The organism is Synechococcus sp. MU1625 (assembly GCF_020514205.1).
Classification (GTDB): Bacteria; Cyanobacteriota; Cyanobacteriia; order PCC-6307; family Cyanobiaceae; genus Parasynechococcus.
Genome location: NZ_VTLA01000003.1, coordinates 19,912 through 40,839 on the forward strand (window position 1 = coordinate 19,912; position 20,928 = coordinate 40,839).

Consider the following 20,928-nt stretch of genomic DNA (forward strand, 5'->3'; position numbering starts at 1 on the left):
GGTCTGGGTACCCTGCCCGCATGGCGATTGTCTCCTCCAGTTCCGGTCGCAAGCCAGCACGCCGTCCCGAAGCGCTGGTGGACCCCCAGCCGGCCCCTGAAGAGGCGGTGAGTCGGCCGGAAGACAAGCTTCGGCCCCAGCGCTTGGCCGATTACATCGGTCAGAGCGAGCTGAAGCAGGTGCTGGGCATTGCGGTGCAAGCGGCACTCGGCCGCGGCGATGCCCTCGACCATGTGCTGCTCTACGGCCCGCCGGGTTTGGGCAAAACCACCATGGCCATGGTGTTGGCCGAGGAGATGGGGGTGCAGTGCAAGGTCACCAGTGCGCCGGCCCTGGAACGCCCGCGCGACATCGTTGGCCTGTTGGTCAACTTGCAGCCCCGCGATCTGCTGTTTATTGACGAGATTCACCGCCTCAGCCGGGTGGCGGAGGAGTTGCTGTATCCGGCGATGGAAGACCGTCGCTTGGATCTCACCGTGGGCAAGGGCAGCACGGCGCGCACCCGCTCCCTTGACCTGCCGCCGTTCACCCTGGTGGGGGCCACCACCCGCGCCGGATCGCTGAGCTCGCCGCTGCGGGACCGCTTCGGCCTGATTCAGCGGTTGGAGTTCTACGGCCAGTCGGATTTGGAGGCGATTGTGTCCCGCACCGCCGGGCTGATTGGGGTGACCCTGACGCCTGAGGCTTGCAGCAGCATTGCGGCCTCTTGTCGCGGCACTCCGCGGATCGCTAATCGTTTGCTGCGCCGGGTGCGGGATGTGGCCAGCGTCCGCGGTGGTGGCATGAGCGGTAGCGATGGCGCCATAGATCAGGCCCTGGTGGGAGAGGCCCTCAGCCTCCACCGGGTCGACCATCGCGGCCTTGATGCCAGTGATCGGCGTTTGCTGCAGCTTCTGATCGACCACCATGGAGGTGGCCCGGTGGGCCTGGAGACCCTGGCGGCGGCCCTAGGAGATGACCCCGTCACCTTGGAGACCGTGGTGGAACCGTTTTTGTTGCAGCAGGGGCTGTTGATGCGCACCCCCCGCGGCCGGATGGTCACGGATGCGGCCCGCAGCCATCTGGCGGAGGCGGCATGAACCGGCTTCTGGTGCTGTTGCTGAGCCTGGTGCTGGCGCTGCCGGTGCAGGCCCTGGATCTTCAGGGGCTTTATGAGCAGGCGCTGACGGCGAGCCGTCAGGGGGATTTTGCTGAGGCGTTGCCCCTCTGGGACCGCTTCCTGGAGCAGGCCCCAGAGGATGCAGCCGCACTGAGCAACCGCGGCAATGTTCGTCTTGCCCTTGGGGATGCTTCAGGGGCCATCGAAGACCAGAGCGCCTCGATCGTTTTGGCGCCGGAGGAAAGCGACCCACGCCTCAACAGGGGCACGGCGGAGGAGGCGCTTCAGGAGTGGTCCGCAGCGGCAGACGACTATCTCTGGATCCTGGAGCGGTATCCAGACGATGCCTCAGCCCTTTACAACCTGGCCAATGTGCGCGGCTCGCAGGGGGATTGGCCTCAGGCCCGTTCGCTCTACGGCCAGGCTGCCCTTGCCCGTCCTGGTTTTGCGATGGCCCGTTCCAGCGAGGCCCTGGCGGCTTGGCAGTCGGGAGATCTCGATTGGGCGGAGGCGGAATTGCGCAAACTGATCCGTCGCTATCCCTTGTTTGCTGATGCCAGGGCAGCCCTCAGCGGCCTGCTCTGGCGTGAGGGATCAAGCGGTGAAGCCGAAAGCAACTGGGCCGCGGCAGCGGGTTTGGACCAGCGCTACCGCCAGGCCGACTGGCTACAGCAGGTACGGCGTTGGCCACCTCAACCGACGGCGGATCTGATGGCATTCCTGGCCTTGGAGGCCTCCTGAGATGAGCCAGCCTGAGATGAGCCAGCCTGAGATGAGCCAGCCTGAAATAATTGAGGCGTCAGCTCTTTCCGATCGACTCAGCCGAGAGCTGCCTGAGTTGCTGGAGCTGCGCCGGCATCTGCATGCTCACCCTGAACTCAGCGGTGAGGAACACCAGACGGCTGCCCTGGTGGCGGGGGAGTTGCGCCAGTTGGGCTGGCGCGTTCGCGAGGGGGTCGGTCGCACGGGGGTGGTGGCCGAACTGGGGCCGGAGCAAGGCCCCATGGTGGGGCTGCGAGTCGATATGGATGCACTTCCGGTGGAGGAACGCACCGGTCTGCCCTATGCCTCCACCCGCCAGGGGCTGATGCATGCCTGTGGCCACGACCTGCACACCTGCACAGGCCTGGGGGTGGCGCGGTTGTTGGCCCAGGAGCCGAAGTTGGGCGGTCGGGTGCGGCTGCTGTTTCAACCCGCTGAAGAGTTGGCCCAGGGGGCGGTGTGGATGCGGGATGCGGGGGCTGTAGATGGCCTTGCTGCCTTGTATGGGCTCCATGTGGTGCCGAATCTGCCGGTGGGCACGGTCGGGATCAGACGGGGCTGTCTCACCGCGGCGGCCGGCGAGCTGGAGGTCGTGGTGCAGGGGGAAGGGGGGCATGGTGCCCGCCCCCATCAGTCGGTGGATGCTGTTTGGCTTGCCGCCCGCGTCATCACGGAGTTGCAGCAGACGATCGCTCGCCGCTTGGATGCTCTGCAGCCGGTGGTCATCAGTTTCGGCAAGGTGGACGGCGGTCGCGCCTTCAACGTGATTGCCGATCAAGTGCGCTTGCTGGGCACGGTGCGCTGCCTGGATCTGCAGCAGCACGCCCAGTTGCCGGCTTGGATCGAAGAGACGGTGCAGGGGATTTGCGCTAGCGGAGGCGGCATGGCTGTGGTGAACTACCGCTGCATTGCGCCGCCGGTGCAAAACAATCCGCAGCTCACGGATCTCCTCGAGCGCTGTGCGGTGGATTGTTTGGGCCGCGACAAGGTGCTGCCGGTGGAGCAACCCTCCTTGGGGGCGGAAGACTTTGCTGAGTTGCTTCGGGATGTGCCGGGAATGATGGTGCGGCTGGGGGTTGCTGGGCCTGAAGGGTGTGCCCCGTTGCATAACGGGGCCTTCGCCCTGGAGGAGGATGCCCTCGGTGTTGGTATTGCCGTGCTCACTGCCACCTTGCTGGCTTGGATCGCGGAGAACGCTTCGTCATGAACCAACGCCGCGCTGTGATTTGGGTTTCCCTTGGGGCACCACTGTTGATCCTGCTGGCCCTGCTGGCCTCACAGCAGCGTCAGGGGAAAGATCAAGTGCAGGTGCTTCCCGCGGTGCTGGTTGGTTCGGGCCTGATGATCAGCAGTGCTCTCGGTCGGCAGCGTCGCCGCGCCAGGCTGTTGGCCGATCTTCAGCGGGCGCGCACCCCCGGCAGCAACCCATGAGTGAGACCGACCCCCAGAAGCCTGATCTCGATACTGTGCGCCTGGCCATCGCTAGCGGAGACCCTGTGAAGGCGATGCCAGCGATTACCCAGCTTCGCCATTGCTCGGATGCGGAGGCGGTGCCGTTGCTGGTGCTGGGCACAGAGCAAAAACCCTTTTTGGTGCGCTCGTTGAGTTGCAGCGGCCTGGGCTACAAGCGCACTGAGCAGGGCTGGGCCGTGCTGAGTGAGTTGATCACTGCGGATGAGGACCCCAACGTCCGGGCCGAAGCAGCGAACTCCCTGGCCAGTTATGGGGTTGAGCGGGCCTGGCCTCTGCTGCTCTCGGCTTTCGAGGCGGACAACGCCTGGTTGGTGCGCTGCAGCATTTTGTCCGCCTTGGCGGAGCAGCCCGGCATTGATCTGGGTTGGTTGCTTGAATTGGCGACGCTCGCCGTTGTCGATGCCGATGGCATTGTGCGGGTCAGTGGAGCTGAAATCCTGAGTCGGATCGTCCGGGAAGGTGGCAACGATCCCATTGCCCTGCAGGCCAGAAGCTTGTTGCAATCTCTGCAGCAGGACGGTGATCACCGTGTCGTGGCGGCAGTTCTAAACGGCCTGCAATCAAGCTGAAGCTTGCTTTCAGGAACGCTTGCTAGCTTTTAGACATCACTAGGGGTGTCTGAGTTCAAAACGCGCTCAGACTGAGATCACACCCTCCGAACCTGATCCCGGGTTATGCCGGCGCAGGGAAGTGTTTGAGCGTGATCTACGGCCAAAAAGTCGACCCCTGGGCAATCCGTCGCACCTCAGATCATGCGCGCTTCCTGGGTTGAGTCCCGCAAGGGCCAGGCCAACGTCTCTCAGATGCACTACGCCCGTCAGGGGCTAGTGACTGAAGAAATGGCCCATGTGGCCAAACGGGAGAACCTGCCCGAGTCGCTGGTGATGGAGGAAGTGGCTCGGGGGCGAATGATCATCCCGGCCAACGTCAATCACGCCAACCTGGAGCCGATGGCTATCGGCATCGCCAGCAAGTGCAAGGTGAACGCCAATATCGGCGCTTCACCCAATGCGTCCGACGCTGCCGAGGAGGTGAACAAGCTCAAGTTGGCGGTGAAGTACGGCGCCGACACGGTGATGGATCTCTCCACTGGCGGAGTGAATCTTGATGAGGTGCGCACCGCGATCATCAATGCGTCTCCGGTGCCCATCGGCACGGTGCCGGTGTATCAGGCTCTGGAAAGCGTGCATGGCTCAATCGAGAAGCTCGATGAGGATGACTTCCTCCACATCATTGAGAAGCACTGCCAGCAGGGAGTTGATTACCAGACCATCCACGCCGGTCTGTTGATCGAGCACCTGCCTAAGGTGAAGGGACGCATTACCGGCATCGTCAGCCGTGGTGGCGGCATCCTGGCCCAATGGATGCTCTATCACCATCGCCAGAACCCTCTCTACACACGGTTCGACGACATCTGCGAGATTTTCAAGCGCTACGACTGCACATTCTCGCTGGGTGATTCTCTGCGCCCTGGTTGCCAACACGATGCCTCAGACGCCGCTCAACTGGCCGAACTGCACACCTTGGGCGAACTGACCCGTCGGGCTTGGAAGCACGACGTCCAGGTGATGGTGGAAGGTCCTGGTCACGTGCCCCTCGACCAGATCGAGTTCAACGTGAAAAAGCAGATGGAGGAGTGCAGCGAAGCTCCCTTCTATGTGCTCGGCCCCCTGGTGACCGACATCGCTCCTGGTTATGACCACATCACCTCGGCAATCGGTGCGGCCATGGCCGGTTGGCATGGCACAGCGATGCTCTGTTATGTAACTCCGAAGGAACACCTCGGTCTCCCCAATGCTGAGGATGTACGGGAAGGCTTGATTGCCTACAAGATCGCTGCCCATGCGGCAGACATCGCCCGTCACCGCCCGGGCGCTCGGGATCGTGATGATGAGCTGAGCCGGGCCCGTTACGCCTTCGATTGGAACAAGCAGTTCGAGCTATCGCTTGATCCTGAGCGTGCCAAGGAGTATCACGATGAGACCCTGCCGGCTGATATCTACAAGCAGGCTGAGTTCTGCTCCATGTGTGGACCGAAGCACTGCCCGATGCAGACCAAGATCACCGATGAGGACCTTGAAGGTCTGCAAAAGGTGCTCGAAACCAAAGCAGGCGCTGCAGAGCTCACTCCGGTCAAGCTCGACAAAGCTGATTGATCACGTCGGTTGTATCCACTCATTTGCCCGGCGTCCTTTCGGACGTCGGGCTTTTTTGTAGAAGCCACTAAAAAGCCCCCCTGTCTCGGCAGGGGGGCTTCGTATTGATGGGGTCTGTGGGGATCAGCCGAGCAGAGCTTTGGCCTTGGCGACCACGTTCTCCACGGTGAAACCGAATTCCTTGAGGCAGGTGCCGCCGGGGGCGGAAGCACCGAAACGGTTCATGGTCACGCTGTCGCCATCCAGGCCGATGAAACGGTGCCAGCCAAAGGATTCAGCGGCCTCAACCACGATGCGCTTGCGCACGACGTTGGGGAGTACCTCTTCCTTGTAGGCATCGGTCTGCTCGTCGAACAGTTCGACGCAGGGCATGGACACCACGCGCACCTTCTTGCCTTCAGCGGTGAGTTGCTTGGCTGCCTGAACGCAGAGGTCGAGCTCGGTGCCGGTACCGATCAAAATCAGATCGGGAGTGCCCGCGCAGTCTTCGAGCACGTAGCCACCAAGTGCCACCTTGTCGATGGAGGAATTGGCCTGGTTGGCCATGCCCTGACGGCTGAGGCAGAGGGAGCTGGGGCGATTGCGGTTTTGGATCGCCACCTTGTAGGCACCACTGGTTTCGTTGCCGTCGCCAGGGCGGAACACCAACATCCCTGGCATTGCGCGGAGCGATGGGATGGTTTCGATCGGCTGGTGGGTGGGGCCGTCTTCGCCGACGCCGATGGAGTCGTGGGTGAGCACGTAGATCACACCCAGCATGCTCAGGGCAGACAGACGCATGGAGCCCCGCATGTAGTCGGCGAATACCAGGAAGGTGCCGCCGTAGGGGATCAGACCACTGTTGTGATAAGCGATGCCGTTGAGGATGGCGGCCATGGCGTGCTCGCGCACACCGAAGTGCAGGTAGCGCTTCTCAGGGCTGCTGGCCTGGTAGGAGCCGGTTTCACCCTTGATGTCTGTGTAATTGGAGTGGGTGAGGTCAGCGGAGCCGCCAATGAGCTCGGGCAGGTTGGGACCCAGGGCACCCAGGCAGATTTGGGAGTGCTTCCGGGTGGCCAATCCACCATCTTCGGGGGTGTAGGTGGGCAGGTCCTTGTCCCAACCCTCGGGTAGCTCACCGCGCAGCATCCGCTCGAACTCGGCGGCTTCCGTGGGGTACTTGGTGCGGTAAGTGGCCAGGGTCTGGTTCCACTCGGCCTCGAGGCTTGCGCCACGGTCAATGGCTTGGCGGAACTGGTCGTAGGCGTCCTGGGGAATTTCGAAGGGGGCGTAGTCCCAACCCAGCTGCTGTCGGGTCAGGGCTGCTTCCTCTTCACCCAGAGCAGCACCGTGAACACCGGCGGTGTCGGCCTTGTTCGGGGAGCCATAGCCGATGGTGGTTGTCACCTTGATGATCGACGGCTTGTCGGTCACTGCCTTGGCGGCTTCGATCGCCTTGGCAATGGCATCCACATCGGTGTTGCCCTCGGCAACGTGCTGCACGTGCCAGCCGTAGGCCTCATAGCGCTTCAGCACGTCCTCGGTGAAGGACACATCGGTGCGGCCGTCGATGGTGATGCTGTTGTCGTCGTAGAGGGCGATCAGCTTGCCCAGCTTGAGGTGACCAGCCAGGGAGGCAGCTTCGGAAGAGACACCTTCTTGGTTACAGCCGTCACCCATCACCACATAGGTGTAGTGATCAACCACGGTGGCGTCAGCCTTGTTGAACTTGGCTGCCAGGTGGGATTCAGCGATGGCCAGACCCACTGCGTTGGAGATGCCGGCGCCCAGAGGGCCGGTGGTCACTTCAACGCCGGGGGTTTCAAAGGTTTCGGGGTGACCCGGGGTTTTGGAGCCCCACTGACGGAACTCCTTGATGTCGTCGATGGTCACCGAGTCGTAGCCGGTGAGGTGCAGCAGGGCGTAAAGCAGCATGCAGCCGTGGCCAGCAGACAGCACGAAGCGGTCGCGGTTGAACCACTTGGGATTCTTGGGGTTGTGCTTGAGGAACTTGTCCCAGAGGGCATAACCCATGGGTGCGCAGCCCATCGGCAGACCGGGGTGGCCGCTGTTGGACTTGTTGATGGCGTCGACAGCCAGCATCCGAATGCTGTTGATGCAGAGCGTGTCGAGTGACGCGGGCGCAGCGACCATGGTGTTAGTAGGAAGAGTTGGAGCGATTTTGACGCACGGCGTGAGCGGTAAGGCTCAGCTGGCGCTTTTGAAAGCCAGGCAGACGTTGTGGCCGCCGAAGCCGAAGGAGTTGGACAAGACGGTTCCCAGTGTCTGATCTCGCGCCGTATTCGGCACGACATCCAGATCACAGTCGGGATCCGGGGTGGTGTGGTTGATCGTGGGGGGCACGACGCCGTGTTGCAGCGCCAGCACGCAGGCCACGGCTTCGATGCCGCCGGAGCCACCCAGCAGGTGACCGGTCATCGATTTGGTGGAGCTCACGGGAATCTGCAGCGCACGGTCGCCCAGTGCGCTCTTGATCGCCGAGGTCTCGTTCTTGTCGTTCGCCGGGGTGCTGGTGCCGTGGGCGTTGACATAGTCGATTTCCGAAGCATCGATCCCGCCATCGGCCAGGGCCAGGCGCATCGCTTCAGCTCCCCCGACGCCGCCGGGCGTGGGTGAGGTGATGTGGTGGGCATCGCAGGTCATGCCGTAGCCCACCACTTCGCCGAGGATCGTGGCGCCACGGGCTTGGGCATGCTCGAGCGTTTCGAGCACCAGCACGCCAGCACCTTCACCGATCACAAAGCCGTCCCGTTCCTTGTCGAACGGACGACTAGCCGTGGCCGGATCGTCATTGCGGAACGACAAGGCCTTGGCGCTGGCGAAGCCGGCAACCCCTAGGGGAGTGATCGCCGATTCGGCGCCACCGCAAACCATCGCGTCCGCCTTGCCCAGCTGCAGCAACCGGAAGGCATCACCAACAGCATTGGAGCCGGCGGCGCAGGCTGTGGCCACGGCAGAGCTGGGGCCTTTGGTGCCCAGGGCAATCGCCGCTAAACCTGTGGCCATATTGGGGATCATCATCGGCACCGTGAACGGGCTCACCCGTCCCGGACCGCGGCCCTCGAGCACGTGGGCTTGGGTTTCCATCGTCAGCAGTCCGCCGACGCCGGAGCCGATGATCGTGCCGATTCGATCCGCATTCGCGTCGTTGATGTCAAGGCCGGCATGGGCCACAGCCTGCTTGGCTGCCACCACGCCGAACTTGCAGAACCGATCCCAGCGCTTGGCTTCCTTCGGTTCGATGAAACCTGTCGGATCGAAATCCTTCACCTCTGCCGCAAAGCGACAGGCGTGCTCAGATGCATCGAACAGGGTGATGGCCTCTACTCCGTTGCTGCCGGAGGTGAGGCCGTTCCAGTAATCCTGAACCGTGTTGCCGATCGGTGTGACCGCGCCGAGGCCGGTAATGACGACGCGATGGAGACCATCCACCATTGCGTTGTTCAGGCTTGCTTGTCTTCGATGTATTTGACGGCGTCGCCAACAGTGGTGATGCCTTCAGCAGCTTCGTCGGGAATCTCGATGTCGAAGGCCTCTTCCAGGGCCATCACGAGTTCCACGGTGTCCAGAGAATCAGCACCCAGATCGTTCTGGAAGTTGGATTCCGGCTTCACTTCGCCTGAGTCAACACTCAGTTGCTCCGCAACGATCGAACGGACCTTCTCGAGGATCGCTTCCTGGGACATAGCCGTGGCAACGGGACGCTGCATCCTACGGGCACGCCCTTAGGGATCACCTCGCGAAGTGCCTCCGCCGTTAACAACGGTGACGGCCTGGCCAAGGACTTCTCAGGGAGGGGTACGTTTGCTTCAAGCCTTCGTATGAATCGGGCACATGTCCCACGCCGTCAAGATCTACGACACCTGCATCGGTTGCACCCAGTGCGTGCGTGCCTGCCCTCTCGACGTTCTTGAGATGGTGCCCTGGGACGGCTGTAAGGCCGGCCAGATCGCGTCATCGCCGCGCACCGAAGACTGTGTGGGTTGCAAGCGCTGCGAAACCGCCTGCCCTACCGACTTCCTGAGCATCCGCGTCTATCTCGGAGATGAGACGACCCGCTCCATGGGCCTGGCTTACTGATTTGAACCGTTTCACCTCATAAGCTCTGCCCGGCTTCAGCCGGGCTTTTTTTGTATGTGCGGAATCGTTGCCCTGGTGGGCTCCCGAGAAGCGGCACCCCAGCTTCTGGAGGGACTTCGTCAGCTGGAGTACCGCGGTTACGACTCCGCCGGGATTGCGACGGTTGACGCTTCAGGGGTGCTGACCTGTCTGCGGGCCAAGGGCAAGCTGCGCAATCTCACCGCCTTTGTGGAGGCTCAAGGGGCTCCCGGGCAATGCGGCATCGGCCATACCCGCTGGGCCACCCACGGCAAACCGGAGGAGCGCAATGCTCATCCGCACCGCAGCAGTGATGGGGCTGTGGCCGTGGTGCAGAACGGAATCATTGAGAATCACCGTTCCCTGCGGGAGCAGCTGCAGGCTTCAGGGGTGGTGTTTCAGTCGGAGACGGACACCGAGGTGATTCCTCATCTTCTTGCCGTGGAGCTTCAGCAGCTGCAAGCAGGGGGCGGAACCCCAGGCGGTGGTCTTTTGCTGGAGGCTTTGCAACGGGTGCTGCCCAAGTTGCAAGGGGCCTATGCCCTGGCGGTGATCTGGAATCAGGCGCCGGGTGCACTTGTGGTGGCCCGTAAGGCGGCACCCCTCTTGATCGGGTTGGGTGAAGGGGAATTCCTCTGTGCTAGCGATACGCCGGCCTTAGCAGGTTTCACCCGCACGATCTTGCCGATGGAAGACGGCGAGGTGGCCTTGCTCTCACCCCTTGGCGTTGAGCTTTACGACGCGGCAGGGGTGCGCCAGCAACGCATGCCCACCCAGCTCAGCGGCGTGGATCATGTGGCGGACAAACGCGAGTTCCGCCACTTCATGCTCAAGGAAATCCATGAGCAACCGGAAACCGCGGAGCTGTGGGTGGCCCGCCATCTGCCCCAGGGGCTGGCGACTGAGCAGCCGGTGGCACTGCCGATGGACGATGCCTTCTACGCAGGGATCGAGCGGATTCAGATCCTGGCCTGCGGCACTAGTCGCCACGCCGCGATGGTGGGCGCCTACCTGCTGGAGCAGTTCGCAGGAATACCCACATCGGTGTATTACGCCAGTGAATTCCGTTACGCCCCACCGCCGCTGGCTCCCCATACCCTCACCATTGGCGTCACCCAGTCCGGTGAAACGGCAGACACCCTCGCCGCTCTGGCCATGGAGGCGGATCGACGGCGCGCCCATGGGGATCCGGCCTTTGCCCCCCGCCAACTGGGGGTGACCAACCGTCCGGAAAGCTCCCTGTCGCGTCAGGTGCCGCACATTCTCGATATCGGGGCCGGTATCGAGGTCGGCGTGGCCGCCACCAAGACCTTCCTCGGCCAGCTCTTGGCTTTCTATGGCTTGGCCATGGCGTTTGCTGCCCGTCGTGGCGCACGCTCCGCGTCTGAGATCAAAGCCCTGGCGGATGAATTGCGGACCTTGCCTCAGCAGCTGCGTCAGTTGGTGGATCTTCATGATCAGCGCTCGGAGGCCCTGGCCCACCGCTTTGCCGACACTCAGGATGTGATTTTCCTGGGCCGGGGCATCAACTACCCGATTGCTCTGGAAGGAGCGTTGAAACTCAAGGAAATCAGCTACATCCATGCCGAGGGTTACCCGGCGGGTGAGATGAAGCATGGGCCGATCGCCCTTTTGGATTCCCGGGTTCCGGTGGTGTCGATCGCCGTGCCCGGTGTGGTGTTCGACAAGGTCCTCAGCAACGCTCAGGAAGCCAAGGCCCGCGATGCACAGCTGATCGGTGTGGCGCCCCAAGGGCCCGATACCGATTTGTTTGATGAACTGCTGCCGGTGCCTTTGGTAAGCGAGTGGCTCAGCCCTTTGCTCACGGTGGTGCCGATGCAGTTGCTGAGTTATCACATAGCCGCCCATCGCGGCCTGGATGTGGATCAACCCCGCAATTTGGCCAAGAGCGTCACGGTGGAATAAGCCTCAGCTCGTAGTGAGGCTGAGGTCGCTGCGGCCGTAGCGGTCCTGGAAGCGCACGATGTCGTCTTCACCGAGATACTCCCCGCTTTGCACCTCAATCAGCTCCACCGGGATCCGACCGGGGTTGGACAGGCGGTGTTTGCAGCCCATGGGGATGTAGGTGCTCTGGTTTTCTCCCACCAGCTGTTCGGTGCCGTCGCGCTCCACCAGGGCCGTGCCTTTGACCACAACCCAGTGCTCGGCACGGTGGTGGTGCATCTGCAGCGAGAGGCTGGCGCCGGGTTTCACTGAGATCCTTTTCACCTGCCAACGGGTCCCTTCGGTGACGCCCGTGTAGTGGCCCCAGGGGCGATAGATCTTGCGGTGGGCCTTGCCCTCCGGGCTGCCCTCGGCCTCCAGCTGCTTCACCACGGTCTTGATCTCTTGGGCCTTGGAACGATCAGCAATCAAAACGGCGTCGTCGGTTTCCACCACCACCAGGTTCTCGATCCCTAGCCCCACCACTAGACGGTGTTCGCTGCGCAAGTAACAGTTCCGGCTGCCTTCGGAGATCACGTGGCCCTGCAGCACATTTCCTTGGGAATCACGTTGTTCTGAGGTTTCCCAAAGGGCACTCCAGCTGCCGACATCGCTCCAGCCCGCATCCAGCGGCAGCACACTGCCCAGTTCCGTTTTCTCCATCACCGCCACATCAATGGCCACGTTGGGGCATTTGGCAAAGGCCTCCCGTTCCAGCCGATGGAATTCCAGGTCGGCGGTGTCCTGCTCAAGAGCCGCCCGGCAGCAGCTCACCACCTCCGGGGCTAGCCGCTCCAGTTCCGCCAGCATGGCGCTGGCCCGGAACAGGAACATGCCGCTGTTCCAGGTGAAGCGGCCTGTGGCCAGGAATTGCTCCGCTGTGGCTTGGTCGGGCTTCTCCACAAACCGCTTGATCGGCACATGCGCTGGTCCTCCGAGGGAGAAAGGTTCGCTGGCCTCGATGTAGCCATAGCCGGTTTCTGGTGCTGTCGGCACGATGCCGAAGGTCACAAGCCGCCCCTCCTCGGCCGGTTTGCGTCCTGTGTCGATGGCCCGGCGGAATTGGGCGGCATCGCGGATCAGATGATCTGCCGCCAGCACCAGCAGCAGGGGGTCGTTGCCGTTGGCCGTGGCCTCCAGTGCAGCAACCGTCACGGCGGGGGCGGTGTTGCGGCCCATCGGCTCCAGAAGGATCGCGTTCGGCTCAACCCCGATCTGCCGCATCTGTTCGGCCACGATGAAGCGGTGATCTTCGTTGCAGAGCAACAGCGGAGCCGCCAGGGCCTCCAGACCATTGAGGCGTTGTTGGGTCTGTTGCAGCAGCGTCGCTTCGCCGTCACCACTGAGCGGCCAGTACTGCTTGGGATAACTCGCCCGCGACAGCGGCCACAGGCGCGTGCCGGTTCCTCCGCAGAGGATCACAGGAATCAGCGGTGTGGCGGCCATCTCGTCCTGAAGGCTGTGACCCAGGTTCGCTTGTCTTATGGGCTTCTGTCGATGCCCTGGGGTGATGGTTGTTCGTCAGAGGTTCAGTAAACCCGGCGGTGGTGTCAGCAGCAGCCAGCCCTCCTTGATGTGCACTTCCGGCACGATCGCTTCCACGAAAGGCACCATCAGGGTGCGCCCATCGGGCGTTTTGATCTCCAGCAGCTCGTTGCCACCGCTGATCAGGTCGCTCACGGTGCCGATCGTCTCGCCGTCAGCGCTGAGGCGCGCTTCTAAGCCCACTAGATCCAGTAAGTGGAATTCACCCTCCTCCAGGCCGGGACGATCGTCCGCCGGCACCATTAGGGTTTGGCCGATCAACGCTTTTGCAGCCTCTCTGCTTTCAATTCCTTCAAAGCGCACCACAAAGACGCTTTTGCCCGGCAGCTGACGGCCGCTTTTTAGCTTGATTTCTCTGGGTGAATCTCCCCTTGCTTTGAGCCATCGGGTGCCTGGCTCGGTGAAGCGCTCCGGAAACTCACTGGCGGGATTGATACGCAGTTCGCCTTTGAGCCCTTGGACTGCCACCACCTTGCCCACTGGCAGCCATTCATCGTCAGATGAGGGAGAGGAAGGGGCTCCGGCGTTGGTCATGGCTGCACGAGCTGACAACACGTCATCATCCTTCCGCGCGATACTGAGCTACTAACTTTCTCCTCGTCATGGCTTTCGCCGCTCCAATCCTGCCTGGCTCCACGGTGAAGGTTGTGGATCCTTGTTCCATCTACAACGGCTATACAGGCTTCGTGCAGCGCATTAGCGACGACCGAGCTGCTGTGTTGTTTGAAGGTGGTAACTGGGACAAGCTTGTGACACTGCGCTTGCGCGATCTCAGCGCTGACTGAGGCCCATGGCTGAATCCCTGCGCCTGCAGTTCCGGCGCGTCGTGCTGGAGTCCGGCACTCATGCCGGACGGATATACAACCTGATCATTTTCGGGACGATTCTGCTGAGCGTCGCAGGCTTGCTGCTGCAACCGCATCCGATGCGGGTGGCAGCGGCCGGGGAGATTCCCGCTTGGCTGGGAGAGCTAGAGCGGGGCTGCCTGCTGGTGTTCATGGCCGACTACTTAATGCATCTTTGGGTCTCACCCAGGCCTCTTGTTTATGCGCGCAGCTTCTTTGGCTTGATTGACCTCTCGGCGGTGCTCTTCTTCTTTGTGCCGCAGATCAACAGCGCCCTGATCCTCTGGATTTTCAAGTTCGGACGGGTTCTGCGTGTGTTCAAGTTGCTGCGTTTCATGGATGAAGCGCAGATGCTTGGCCGTGCTTTGCGGGCCAGCGCCCGCCGCATCGGTGTGTTTCTGCTCTTCGTGGTGATGGCCCAGGTGGTTCTCGGTTATCTGATGGTGGTCTTTGAGAGCGGTCACCCCAATACCCAGTTTCAGACCGTGGGGCAGGGCGTGTACTGGGCGATCGTCACGATGACCACGGTTGGTTACGGCGACTTTGTGCCCCAGACGGTGCAGGGGCAGTTACTGGCGGCGTTGGTGATGCTGCTGGGTTTCGGAATCATCGCTATCCCCACCGGTATCGTGACCGTCGAATCGATCCAGCAAGCCCGTCAGGATCAATTGCGTATCTGCAGCCAGTGCGGCCATCAGGATCACCGGCGCGTGGCTTTGCACTGCGATCAATGCGGCACATTATTGCCTTAGTCGACCTTGACTGACTGAGGGCAGGGCGTGCAGTTGTGCAGCCCGTACTATAAGTAGCTATCAGATCCACTTAGTTGGATAGAAGATGCGGTTAAAAAAATATCCAGCTTACTTTTTAGTAGGATTGCAGTGCAGCAATGGAGTGTTTTTTGAATTGTGCAGCGGGTTTATGAAAATACTGAGTTTACAGACTCACGATGCAATGTCTAATAAATTTATAAGTTTTTGCGTCCCAGGAAATTAGCTCCAGATAAGGTTGCAATTTCGAATTAATTAGTAGCTTCAATGAATGTTCTGCTTAATGTGCTCAAAAGGTTTGGTCAGGTAAATGACAAAACCTTTTTTGTAAGAGCAGCAAAGAGTAATGACGTGTGCTGCCACCTAAGCAGTCTTAAATTTCTGGAGTAATAAAGTCGAAAATATTGGTTGTATTAAAGAATTTGTCTTCATTTTGCCAGCTCGAAGATTGGTTTAAAACACCATCTAGATTCGTTGTAAATACAGAGACGTTGCCATTCTTGGAACCTTTCCCATCAACTAAAACTTGGAAACCAGATTCGGTTTCAACAGCAGCAAGTGCATCCCATTGTGCAGATAATTTTTTATTTAAATTCTTACCATTCTTATCTTTAAATGTGATAGCACCCGCAGATGAAGCAAGTTTGTAGGAAGATCCACCAGAAATCAAGCCATCATTGTTTATATCTGTTGAAAAAATGTTTTCCCAATCAGATTTGACAGCAGAAGAGATATTTTTCCAGCCTGATCCTTTCTTGATAGTTCCATTCTTATTTGTTGTCCATGCGAAAACTTTGCCATCTTTCTTTTTGGCGCCTTCTAGCAAAACTTTGAAGCCATTATTTGTTTCAATTGCAGCAGTAGCTTCCCATTTTTTAGATGAGTTAAAACTGTAGGAATTGCCGGATTTATTTTTCAATTCAATGGCACCTACAGATGAAGCAATCTTGTAGCTGAAGGATTTACCACCAGTAATCAGACCATTATTATCTATATCGGTGAGATATTTTGATTCCCAATTAGATTTGACAGCAGAAGAAATGGTTTTCCAGCCTGATTTTTTCTTGAAAATTCCATACTTATCTGTTGTCCACGCGGAAACTTTACCATCTTTCTTGTTATCGCCTGTTAGCAAAATGTTTAAGTTATTGTTATTTGATTTGTAGGCAGCGGTAGCATCCCATTGATTGCTAGTGTTAGAGTTGATTGCGACTCCTTTTTTATTTTTAATCACTAAGTTCGAACCAGTGGCTGTGACTTTGTAGGCAGCAGATGCGTTAATTAGATTATTTCCATCAATGTCTTCGTTGTACTTATTTTCGAGGGTATCAAAATTCTTAGATGTCCAACTGATCTTACCCATCACTCCTGTTTGATCCACTTCAGCTATTCCATACTTATTGGCCTTTTTCCCCTTACCTTCAACAAGCACTTGATAGTCAGTCGTTTCTGTATTGAAAAGGGAAAATCCTGAGGACGCGAGTGATTTTTGAACTTTGAAGTTTTTTGTTCCCGACTGTTTGATTGCTTTTCCTTTATTGTTTACTAGTTCGACGTTCTCGCTGGTTGAAGAACCATTTTTCAGAGAAATGCCAGCATTATTGGTTGCTGAAGAGATTAGCCCATCATTGTTAAAGTCTTTTTCAAACTTTTCTTCATAACCACTATCAACAGCCTCTTCAATGGTCACCCATTGATCTGAGCTATCCATTCCATCAATACTTTCAGTCAATACGCCGTCTTCGTCTGCAGACCAGACAGCAACTTTTCCAATATTGCTTCCAGTTCCTATAGCAAGAACATCAAAACCACTCAACGAATTACCGTCACTATTGGCAACCATTCCATCTATATTCCAATTGTCACTCGTAGTCTCGCTTATAGAAGATTCACCTGAGTCTGTGAGTTTTACACTTTCGGAAACATTTTCTAGATCTGATGAGACCATGTAAGTATCTAGGCCATCAAGAAGGCCGTTACTGTTGATATCCGTAGGAGCAGATCCCGAAGTATTTACATCGAAATTTGTCAGCTTGATATAACTTTCAACACAGGTATCAAGGGCGTCCATGATACCAACGGAGAATTGAATATTGCTGCCTGCAGCATTGGTTATATCTGCATCAGTGATCGTGTAATTAACTACTCCTGTTGATGATCCGTAATTAGGAGTATCTACACCAACAACTGCAAGTGAATATGTTTCACCATTTACAGAGTAGTAAGAAAAATCTTGGTAAGGGATGTAATCTTCTGTACCAAATTCATAGTTGAAGCTAACAACATCTCCAGCGCTGGCTGCAAAAGAAGCAACCATTGCAGATCCTTCAGTTGCGTTGAGTGCATCCTTACTTTCATTTAAATCACCATCAAGCTCACCAATTGATAGCCCTGTTTTGAGCTCTACTTCCATTTGGCTTATTGCACCATAACCAGTTGACATTGAAATCAAGCCAGTTGAGGATTCAAATGCATTACCAAATTCTTGGATTGTAATTACATCAGTTGTTGATTCATCATCAGGCTCTGATTCCTCTTCTTCAACTATCCCTCCATCGCCGGTCATTGCGAGATTCCAAACAGAGAAGAAAGAATCGACGGCGGTATCTTTTGCGTCCACAACACCCAAGCTAATTGCGGTTTCTTGACCGTTTACAATGTCTTCATCTGTCAGAGTGTATTCATAAGTCGAAGTGATGCTTCCATAGCTATTAACTTCTTGACCAACGGCAGCAACATTTTTTGTTGCTCCATTGATTCCCAAGAAAGAGAAATCATTGTATGGGCTGTAGTCATTTGTGGAAAATGTGTAGCTGAATGAAAGTGTATCCCCGGCTTCAGCGTCTGCATAAGCCAAAATTCCGGAGCCATAAGTAGCATTACTTGCCGATTTTGTATCATCGGAACTAATGCATTCTAATGTTGTATCTAAGACACCGCTTTCAAGTTGAAGATTACTTTCGAGTACGGATTGGCTGATTGAACCGCTACCTGAGCTCATTTTCCATTTGTCGCCTGATTTATAACTGCTACCGTAAGATTCAATAGTCAAAGCAATGTCTAAATCTTCTCCTTCTCCTTCTTCTTCTTCCACGCCGTCAACCGTTACGTTGTAAGCAAGGTTGCTGATTTCAATTTGAGTATTAACACCTTTATCCAATGCGTCCATGACGCCAATGCCAAATGTATAATTACCAAAGGAACTGTTACTAAAGTCTGATTCTGTAAAGGTGTACGTGATACTGCTATCTACATTTTTTGCTTTATCACCAACACCACCTTCGCCAATGGCAGCGACATTGTATGCTTTGTTGTTGACTGAATAGAAACTAAAGTCTTTGAAAGGCGAGTAATCGTTTGTATCAAATGAATAATCGAATGTGATCGTGTCACCGACTTTTGCGACCCCAGTTGATACGTAATACGAGCCTTCTGTAGCATTAACAGAACTTTTTGTTCCGTTTAAATTGCTATCAAGTGTGTTGGAGATTAATCCAAGATTGCTTTCGACATAGAGCTGACTCACCGAGCCATCAGCTGTGCTTAGTGTGAAGGTACCAGCAGCATCTCCAGTTGTACTACCACCCAAGCTACCTTCTTTTAAATAATAATCATCTGGAGCCTCCTCGACAACTTCTCCTTCATCTGCTTCCTCTTCTTCTGCAGCACTGATTTCTATATTATTGACAGACAATTCAGAGTCCACAGCGGTATCTAAAGCATCCATGACACCAATGCCGAGGATGACCTTATTTGAAGATTCAATATCTTCAAAATCGCTATCTATTAATGTGTATGAAATCTCACCAATTTTGTTGCCAAAATCAGGCGTGTCTTCACCTACGGCTGCAATTTTCTTTGCATTTCCGTTGACGGAGAAGAAGCTAAAATCCTTGAATGGTTGATAGTCGTTTGTTGAGAACGAATAATCGAAAGTTATAACGTCACCAACATTGGCATAGGTGACAGCTTTGATTGCTGAACCTTCAGTTGCATTGAGGGCTCCTTTCGTGCTTCCAAGAGATCCATCGAGTGTGCCTAGATCGAGTGAAAGCGACTTCTCAATAAAAATCTGACTAATTGAATCGCTTCCTGTGCTTAAGTCAAACGAACCATCTGAACCCTCTGCATTGCCATATGTTGAATATTCGAAGGTATAGTCTGGTTCTCCAACGCCATCATCGCCTTCATCTTCATCGTTGCCACTACCGTCATCAACGAAGAACTCTGAGATTTGGAGGTAGGAGTCAACCCACGTATCTACTGAATCAACAACGCCGAAGCTAATTGTGTATAAACCACTGTCTTCGCCGTCAAAATCGTCTTTCGTGAAGGTGTATGTTTTCGAGCCTTCAAGTTTTCCATAGTCTTCAACATTATCGCCAATTGAGGCAAGTGAATAGGTTTCACCATTTATCGTATAAAAACTGTAGTCTGCGTACGGAACATAATCGTTAGTTGCAAATGCAAAATTGAAGCTAAGAGTGTCGCCAACATCTGCAGTTTCTGTAATTACTACAGCGGAACCTTCAGTAGCATTAGAAGATGTTTTTGTGTTGTTTAAGTTTCCATCTAGTGTTCCAGAGGAAATGCCGATGCTGTTTTCAATGATTGCTTGAGAAACTGAACCACTGCCACTGCTTAGGAAAAAGTCGCCATAATCGCCAGTCGCATTACCAACTAATTCAACTCCTTCTTCAATTTCATCATCAGGAGTGTCTTCATTGTCGTTGCCATTGTCCTCATCACCATTTCCATCATCAGGATTGTCTTGGTTGTCATCGTCATTGTCCTCATCACCATTTCCATCATCAGGATTGTCTTGGTTGTCATCGTCATTGTCCTCATCGTCACTACTGCCTTCCATTACTGTGAGTGCGAACGGGTCTGCATAGCCAGCACTATTGGGGGTCACCATTTCACCTTCCTCTACTCCGCCTGTGATCAAAAGGCCTGCCACGCCAGGGGCAGCCATTGAAGTTCCGTTCAAATATTGAAGTTGGCCATTTTTGTAGTAGGACAAGACATTGACGCCAGGAGCGGCAACATCAACGTCATCTGTACCGTCTGTACCGCTCGGGTCATCCCAGTTGGAGAACCAAGCCATCTTCATTTTATTGTCTACCGCCGAGACGGTGTAGACATTTTCCGCGTCACCAGCACCAGCTGGTGAAACATTATCCGCATCTTGAGCTTCATTGCCAGCTGCAATTGCGAACTGAATTCCGGTTGATGCAATATTTTTTACGGCTTGATCGATCGAGGGACTGGATCCCCCGCCAAGGCTTAAGTTAATTACACATTTGTCTTTCGGAAGATTGTTCTCATTGATAATTTCTGCTGCATACTCAATGGCCGCCAAAACTGTTGAATAGCTTGCGCCTCCACCTGAACTGTTAAAGACTTTCAGTGACGTAATTAACGCGCCCGGAGCAACACCAATAACTCCTTTGCCGTCTACTTTGGCTGCGATTGTGCCTGCAACGTGGGTTCCGTGCCCGTCGCCATCTTCAAAAGCATCTTCACCGTTAACCCAACTTTTAGACCACCCATTGTCTTCTATATTGAGATCATCAAGTTCTTGAACCCCTGAATCAATGACGAAAGCATATGAACCTTCAAACTCACCATCCTCGTTATATCCACCACCGAAATTGTTTTCATTGCCATCCTCGTCTAGACTTAAATCTTCTCCATCCCAAACTGCCTTTACACCCCAAGGTAGAATTTCACCACTATCAAGGTTTTCATCGACGTAAGACGTTCCTGTACTACTTAGCTCTGCACTCCCTGTAAAATATGTGGCTAATTTAAGCTCTGTATTGAGCTCCTCTTCGGACAGGTTGGCAATGATTTCTTTGATGGAAGTTGCGTTGGCCATGAGGGGAAAATCAAGAAGGATTTGCTGTTTATGGGTTTTGATTTACCAGATAGTCAAACTTTGATCAGGATCAATACTGTTTATTTGCGACGAGTTAGATAGTTGAATGCTTTCTTCTTTGAGTAAACTGATGGTGAAGGAACATGAGAGGTTGCTGATGGCTTTCGGTTGCTCATGGATTCCATTAGCCCTTAGGAGCTCTAGTACCGTTGCTTCATAGGCTTTTTTGTCGCTACCCGGCTCGCAGTCTTTGACGACGACGATGAAAGTCTGTCTTCTGTTCTCAGAGCGAGATTCAACTGCGGGAGGGGCGTCCATAAGTATTTCTATGGTTTTTCCATCATATCATTAGTTG

General features: G+C 55.9%; 16 protein-coding genes and 1 riboswitch. Of the genes, 10 read left to right on the forward strand and 6 right to left on the reverse strand.

Features of this window, described 5'->3' with window-relative positions; translation table 11 throughout:
- Positions 1–20 precede the first annotated feature (20 nt).
- From ruvB to thiC, 6 genes are all read left to right on the forward strand, one after another.
- Positions 21–1,079, forward strand: coding sequence for a Holliday junction branch migration DNA helicase RuvB (ruvB, locus tag FZX13_RS07280; protein ID WP_226408878.1), 1,059 nt, complete (start codon positions 21–23; stop codon positions 1,077–1,079).
- On the forward strand, positions 1,076–1,840 hold the full coding sequence (locus tag FZX13_RS07285) for a tetratricopeptide repeat protein (RefSeq protein ID WP_226408879.1): 765 nt from the start codon (positions 1,076–1,078) through the stop codon (positions 1,838–1,840). The genes ruvB and FZX13_RS07285 overlap by 4 nt, the downstream gene beginning before the upstream one ends.
- A 16-nt stretch (positions 1,841–1,856) precedes the next feature.
- Positions 1,857–3,068 carry an amidohydrolase gene (locus tag FZX13_RS07290; protein ID WP_370630799.1) on the forward strand — a complete coding sequence of 404 codons (1,212 nt, stop codon included), beginning with the start codon at positions 1,857–1,859 and terminating at the stop codon, positions 3,066–3,068.
- Positions 3,065–3,292 carry a DUF3188 domain-containing protein gene (locus FZX13_RS07295; RefSeq protein ID WP_115094540.1) on the forward strand — a complete coding sequence of 76 codons (228 nt, stop codon included), beginning with the start codon at positions 3,065–3,067 and terminating at the stop codon, positions 3,290–3,292. The genes FZX13_RS07290 and FZX13_RS07295 overlap by 4 nt, the downstream gene beginning before the upstream one ends.
- Positions 3,289–3,903 (forward strand): HEAT repeat domain-containing protein, encoded by a 615-nt coding sequence (locus tag FZX13_RS07300; protein ID WP_226408881.1) that lies wholly within the window; start codon positions 3,289–3,291, stop codon positions 3,901–3,903. Before FZX13_RS07295 ends, FZX13_RS07300 begins: the two co-directional genes overlap by 4 nt.
- Before the next feature lie 31 nt (positions 3,904–3,934).
- A riboswitch (TPP riboswitch) is annotated at positions 3,935–4,040 on the forward strand.
- A gap of 46 nt (positions 4,041–4,086) precedes the next feature.
- The gene (gene thiC, locus FZX13_RS07305; RefSeq protein ID WP_115094536.1) at positions 4,087–5,490 is read left to right on the forward strand and encodes a phosphomethylpyrimidine synthase ThiC; all 1,404 of its coding nucleotides are present in this window, start codon (positions 4,087–4,089) and stop codon (positions 5,488–5,490) included.
- Positions 5,491–5,613: 123 nt separating this feature from the next.
- Here the strand turns inward: thiC and tkt are convergent, their stop codons facing one another.
- Genes tkt through acpP form a run of 3 tightly spaced genes read right to left on the reverse strand, consistent with a single transcriptional unit; the run spans position 5,614 to position 9,176 of the window.
- Positions 5,614–7,623: a transketolase gene (gene tkt / locus FZX13_RS07310; RefSeq protein ID WP_226408883.1), complete on the reverse strand. Its 2,010-nt coding sequence runs from the start codon at positions 7,621–7,623 to the stop codon at positions 5,614–5,616.
- Positions 7,624–7,677: 54 nt separating this feature from the next.
- A complete protein-coding gene (gene fabF, locus FZX13_RS07315; RefSeq protein WP_226408885.1) occupies positions 7,678–8,925 on the reverse strand; it encodes a beta-ketoacyl-ACP synthase II in 1,248 nt (415 codons plus the stop codon).
- Between the two features lie 8 nt (positions 8,926–8,933).
- Positions 8,934–9,176 carry an acyl carrier protein gene (gene acpP / locus FZX13_RS07320; protein ID WP_011363161.1) on the reverse strand — a complete coding sequence of 81 codons (243 nt, stop codon included), beginning with the start codon at positions 9,174–9,176 and terminating at the stop codon, positions 8,934–8,936.
- Positions 9,177–9,324: 148 nt separating this feature from the next.
- Here acpP and psaC point away from each other — a divergent pair, with 148 nt between their 5' ends.
- Complete coding sequence (gene psaC / locus FZX13_RS07325) at positions 9,325–9,570, forward strand: photosystem I iron-sulfur center protein PsaC (protein WP_006850103.1); 246 nt, start codon at positions 9,325–9,327, stop codon at positions 9,568–9,570.
- Between the two features lie 54 nt (positions 9,571–9,624).
- Complete coding sequence (gene glmS / locus FZX13_RS07330; protein ID WP_226408887.1) at positions 9,625–11,514, forward strand: glutamine--fructose-6-phosphate transaminase (isomerizing); 1,890 nt, start codon at positions 9,625–9,627, stop codon at positions 11,512–11,514.
- 3 nt (positions 11,515–11,517) lie between these two features.
- On the opposite strand, the gene FZX13_RS07335 is transcribed toward glmS, so the two are convergent.
- Together FZX13_RS07335 and rimM are read right to left on the reverse strand one after the other, a co-directional pair.
- Positions 11,518–12,978: a mannose-1-phosphate guanylyltransferase/mannose-6-phosphate isomerase gene (locus FZX13_RS07335; protein ID WP_226408889.1), complete on the reverse strand. Its 1,461-nt coding sequence runs from the start codon at positions 12,976–12,978 to the stop codon at positions 11,518–11,520.
- A gap of 75 nt (positions 12,979–13,053) precedes the next feature.
- Positions 13,054–13,611: a ribosome maturation factor RimM gene (gene rimM, locus FZX13_RS07340; protein WP_226408891.1), complete on the reverse strand. Its 558-nt coding sequence runs from the start codon at positions 13,609–13,611 to the stop codon at positions 13,054–13,056.
- A gap of 68 nt (positions 13,612–13,679) precedes the next feature.
- Here rimM and FZX13_RS07345 point away from each other — a divergent pair, with 68 nt between their 5' ends.
- On the forward strand, positions 13,680–13,862 hold the full coding sequence (locus FZX13_RS07345; protein WP_226408893.1) for an NAD(P)H dehydrogenase subunit NdhS: 183 nt from the start codon (positions 13,680–13,682) through the stop codon (positions 13,860–13,862).
- Between the two features lie 5 nt (positions 13,863–13,867).
- On the forward strand, positions 13,868–14,674 hold the full coding sequence (locus FZX13_RS07350) for an ion transporter (protein WP_226408895.1): 807 nt from the start codon (positions 13,868–13,870) through the stop codon (positions 14,672–14,674).
- Between the two features lie 391 nt (positions 14,675–15,065).
- On the opposite strand, the gene FZX13_RS07355 is transcribed toward FZX13_RS07350, so the two are convergent.
- A complete protein-coding gene (locus tag FZX13_RS07355; RefSeq protein WP_226408897.1) occupies positions 15,066–20,573 on the reverse strand; it encodes a S8 family serine peptidase in 5,508 nt (1,835 codons plus the stop codon).
- Between the last annotated feature and the right edge of the window lie 355 nt (positions 20,574–20,928).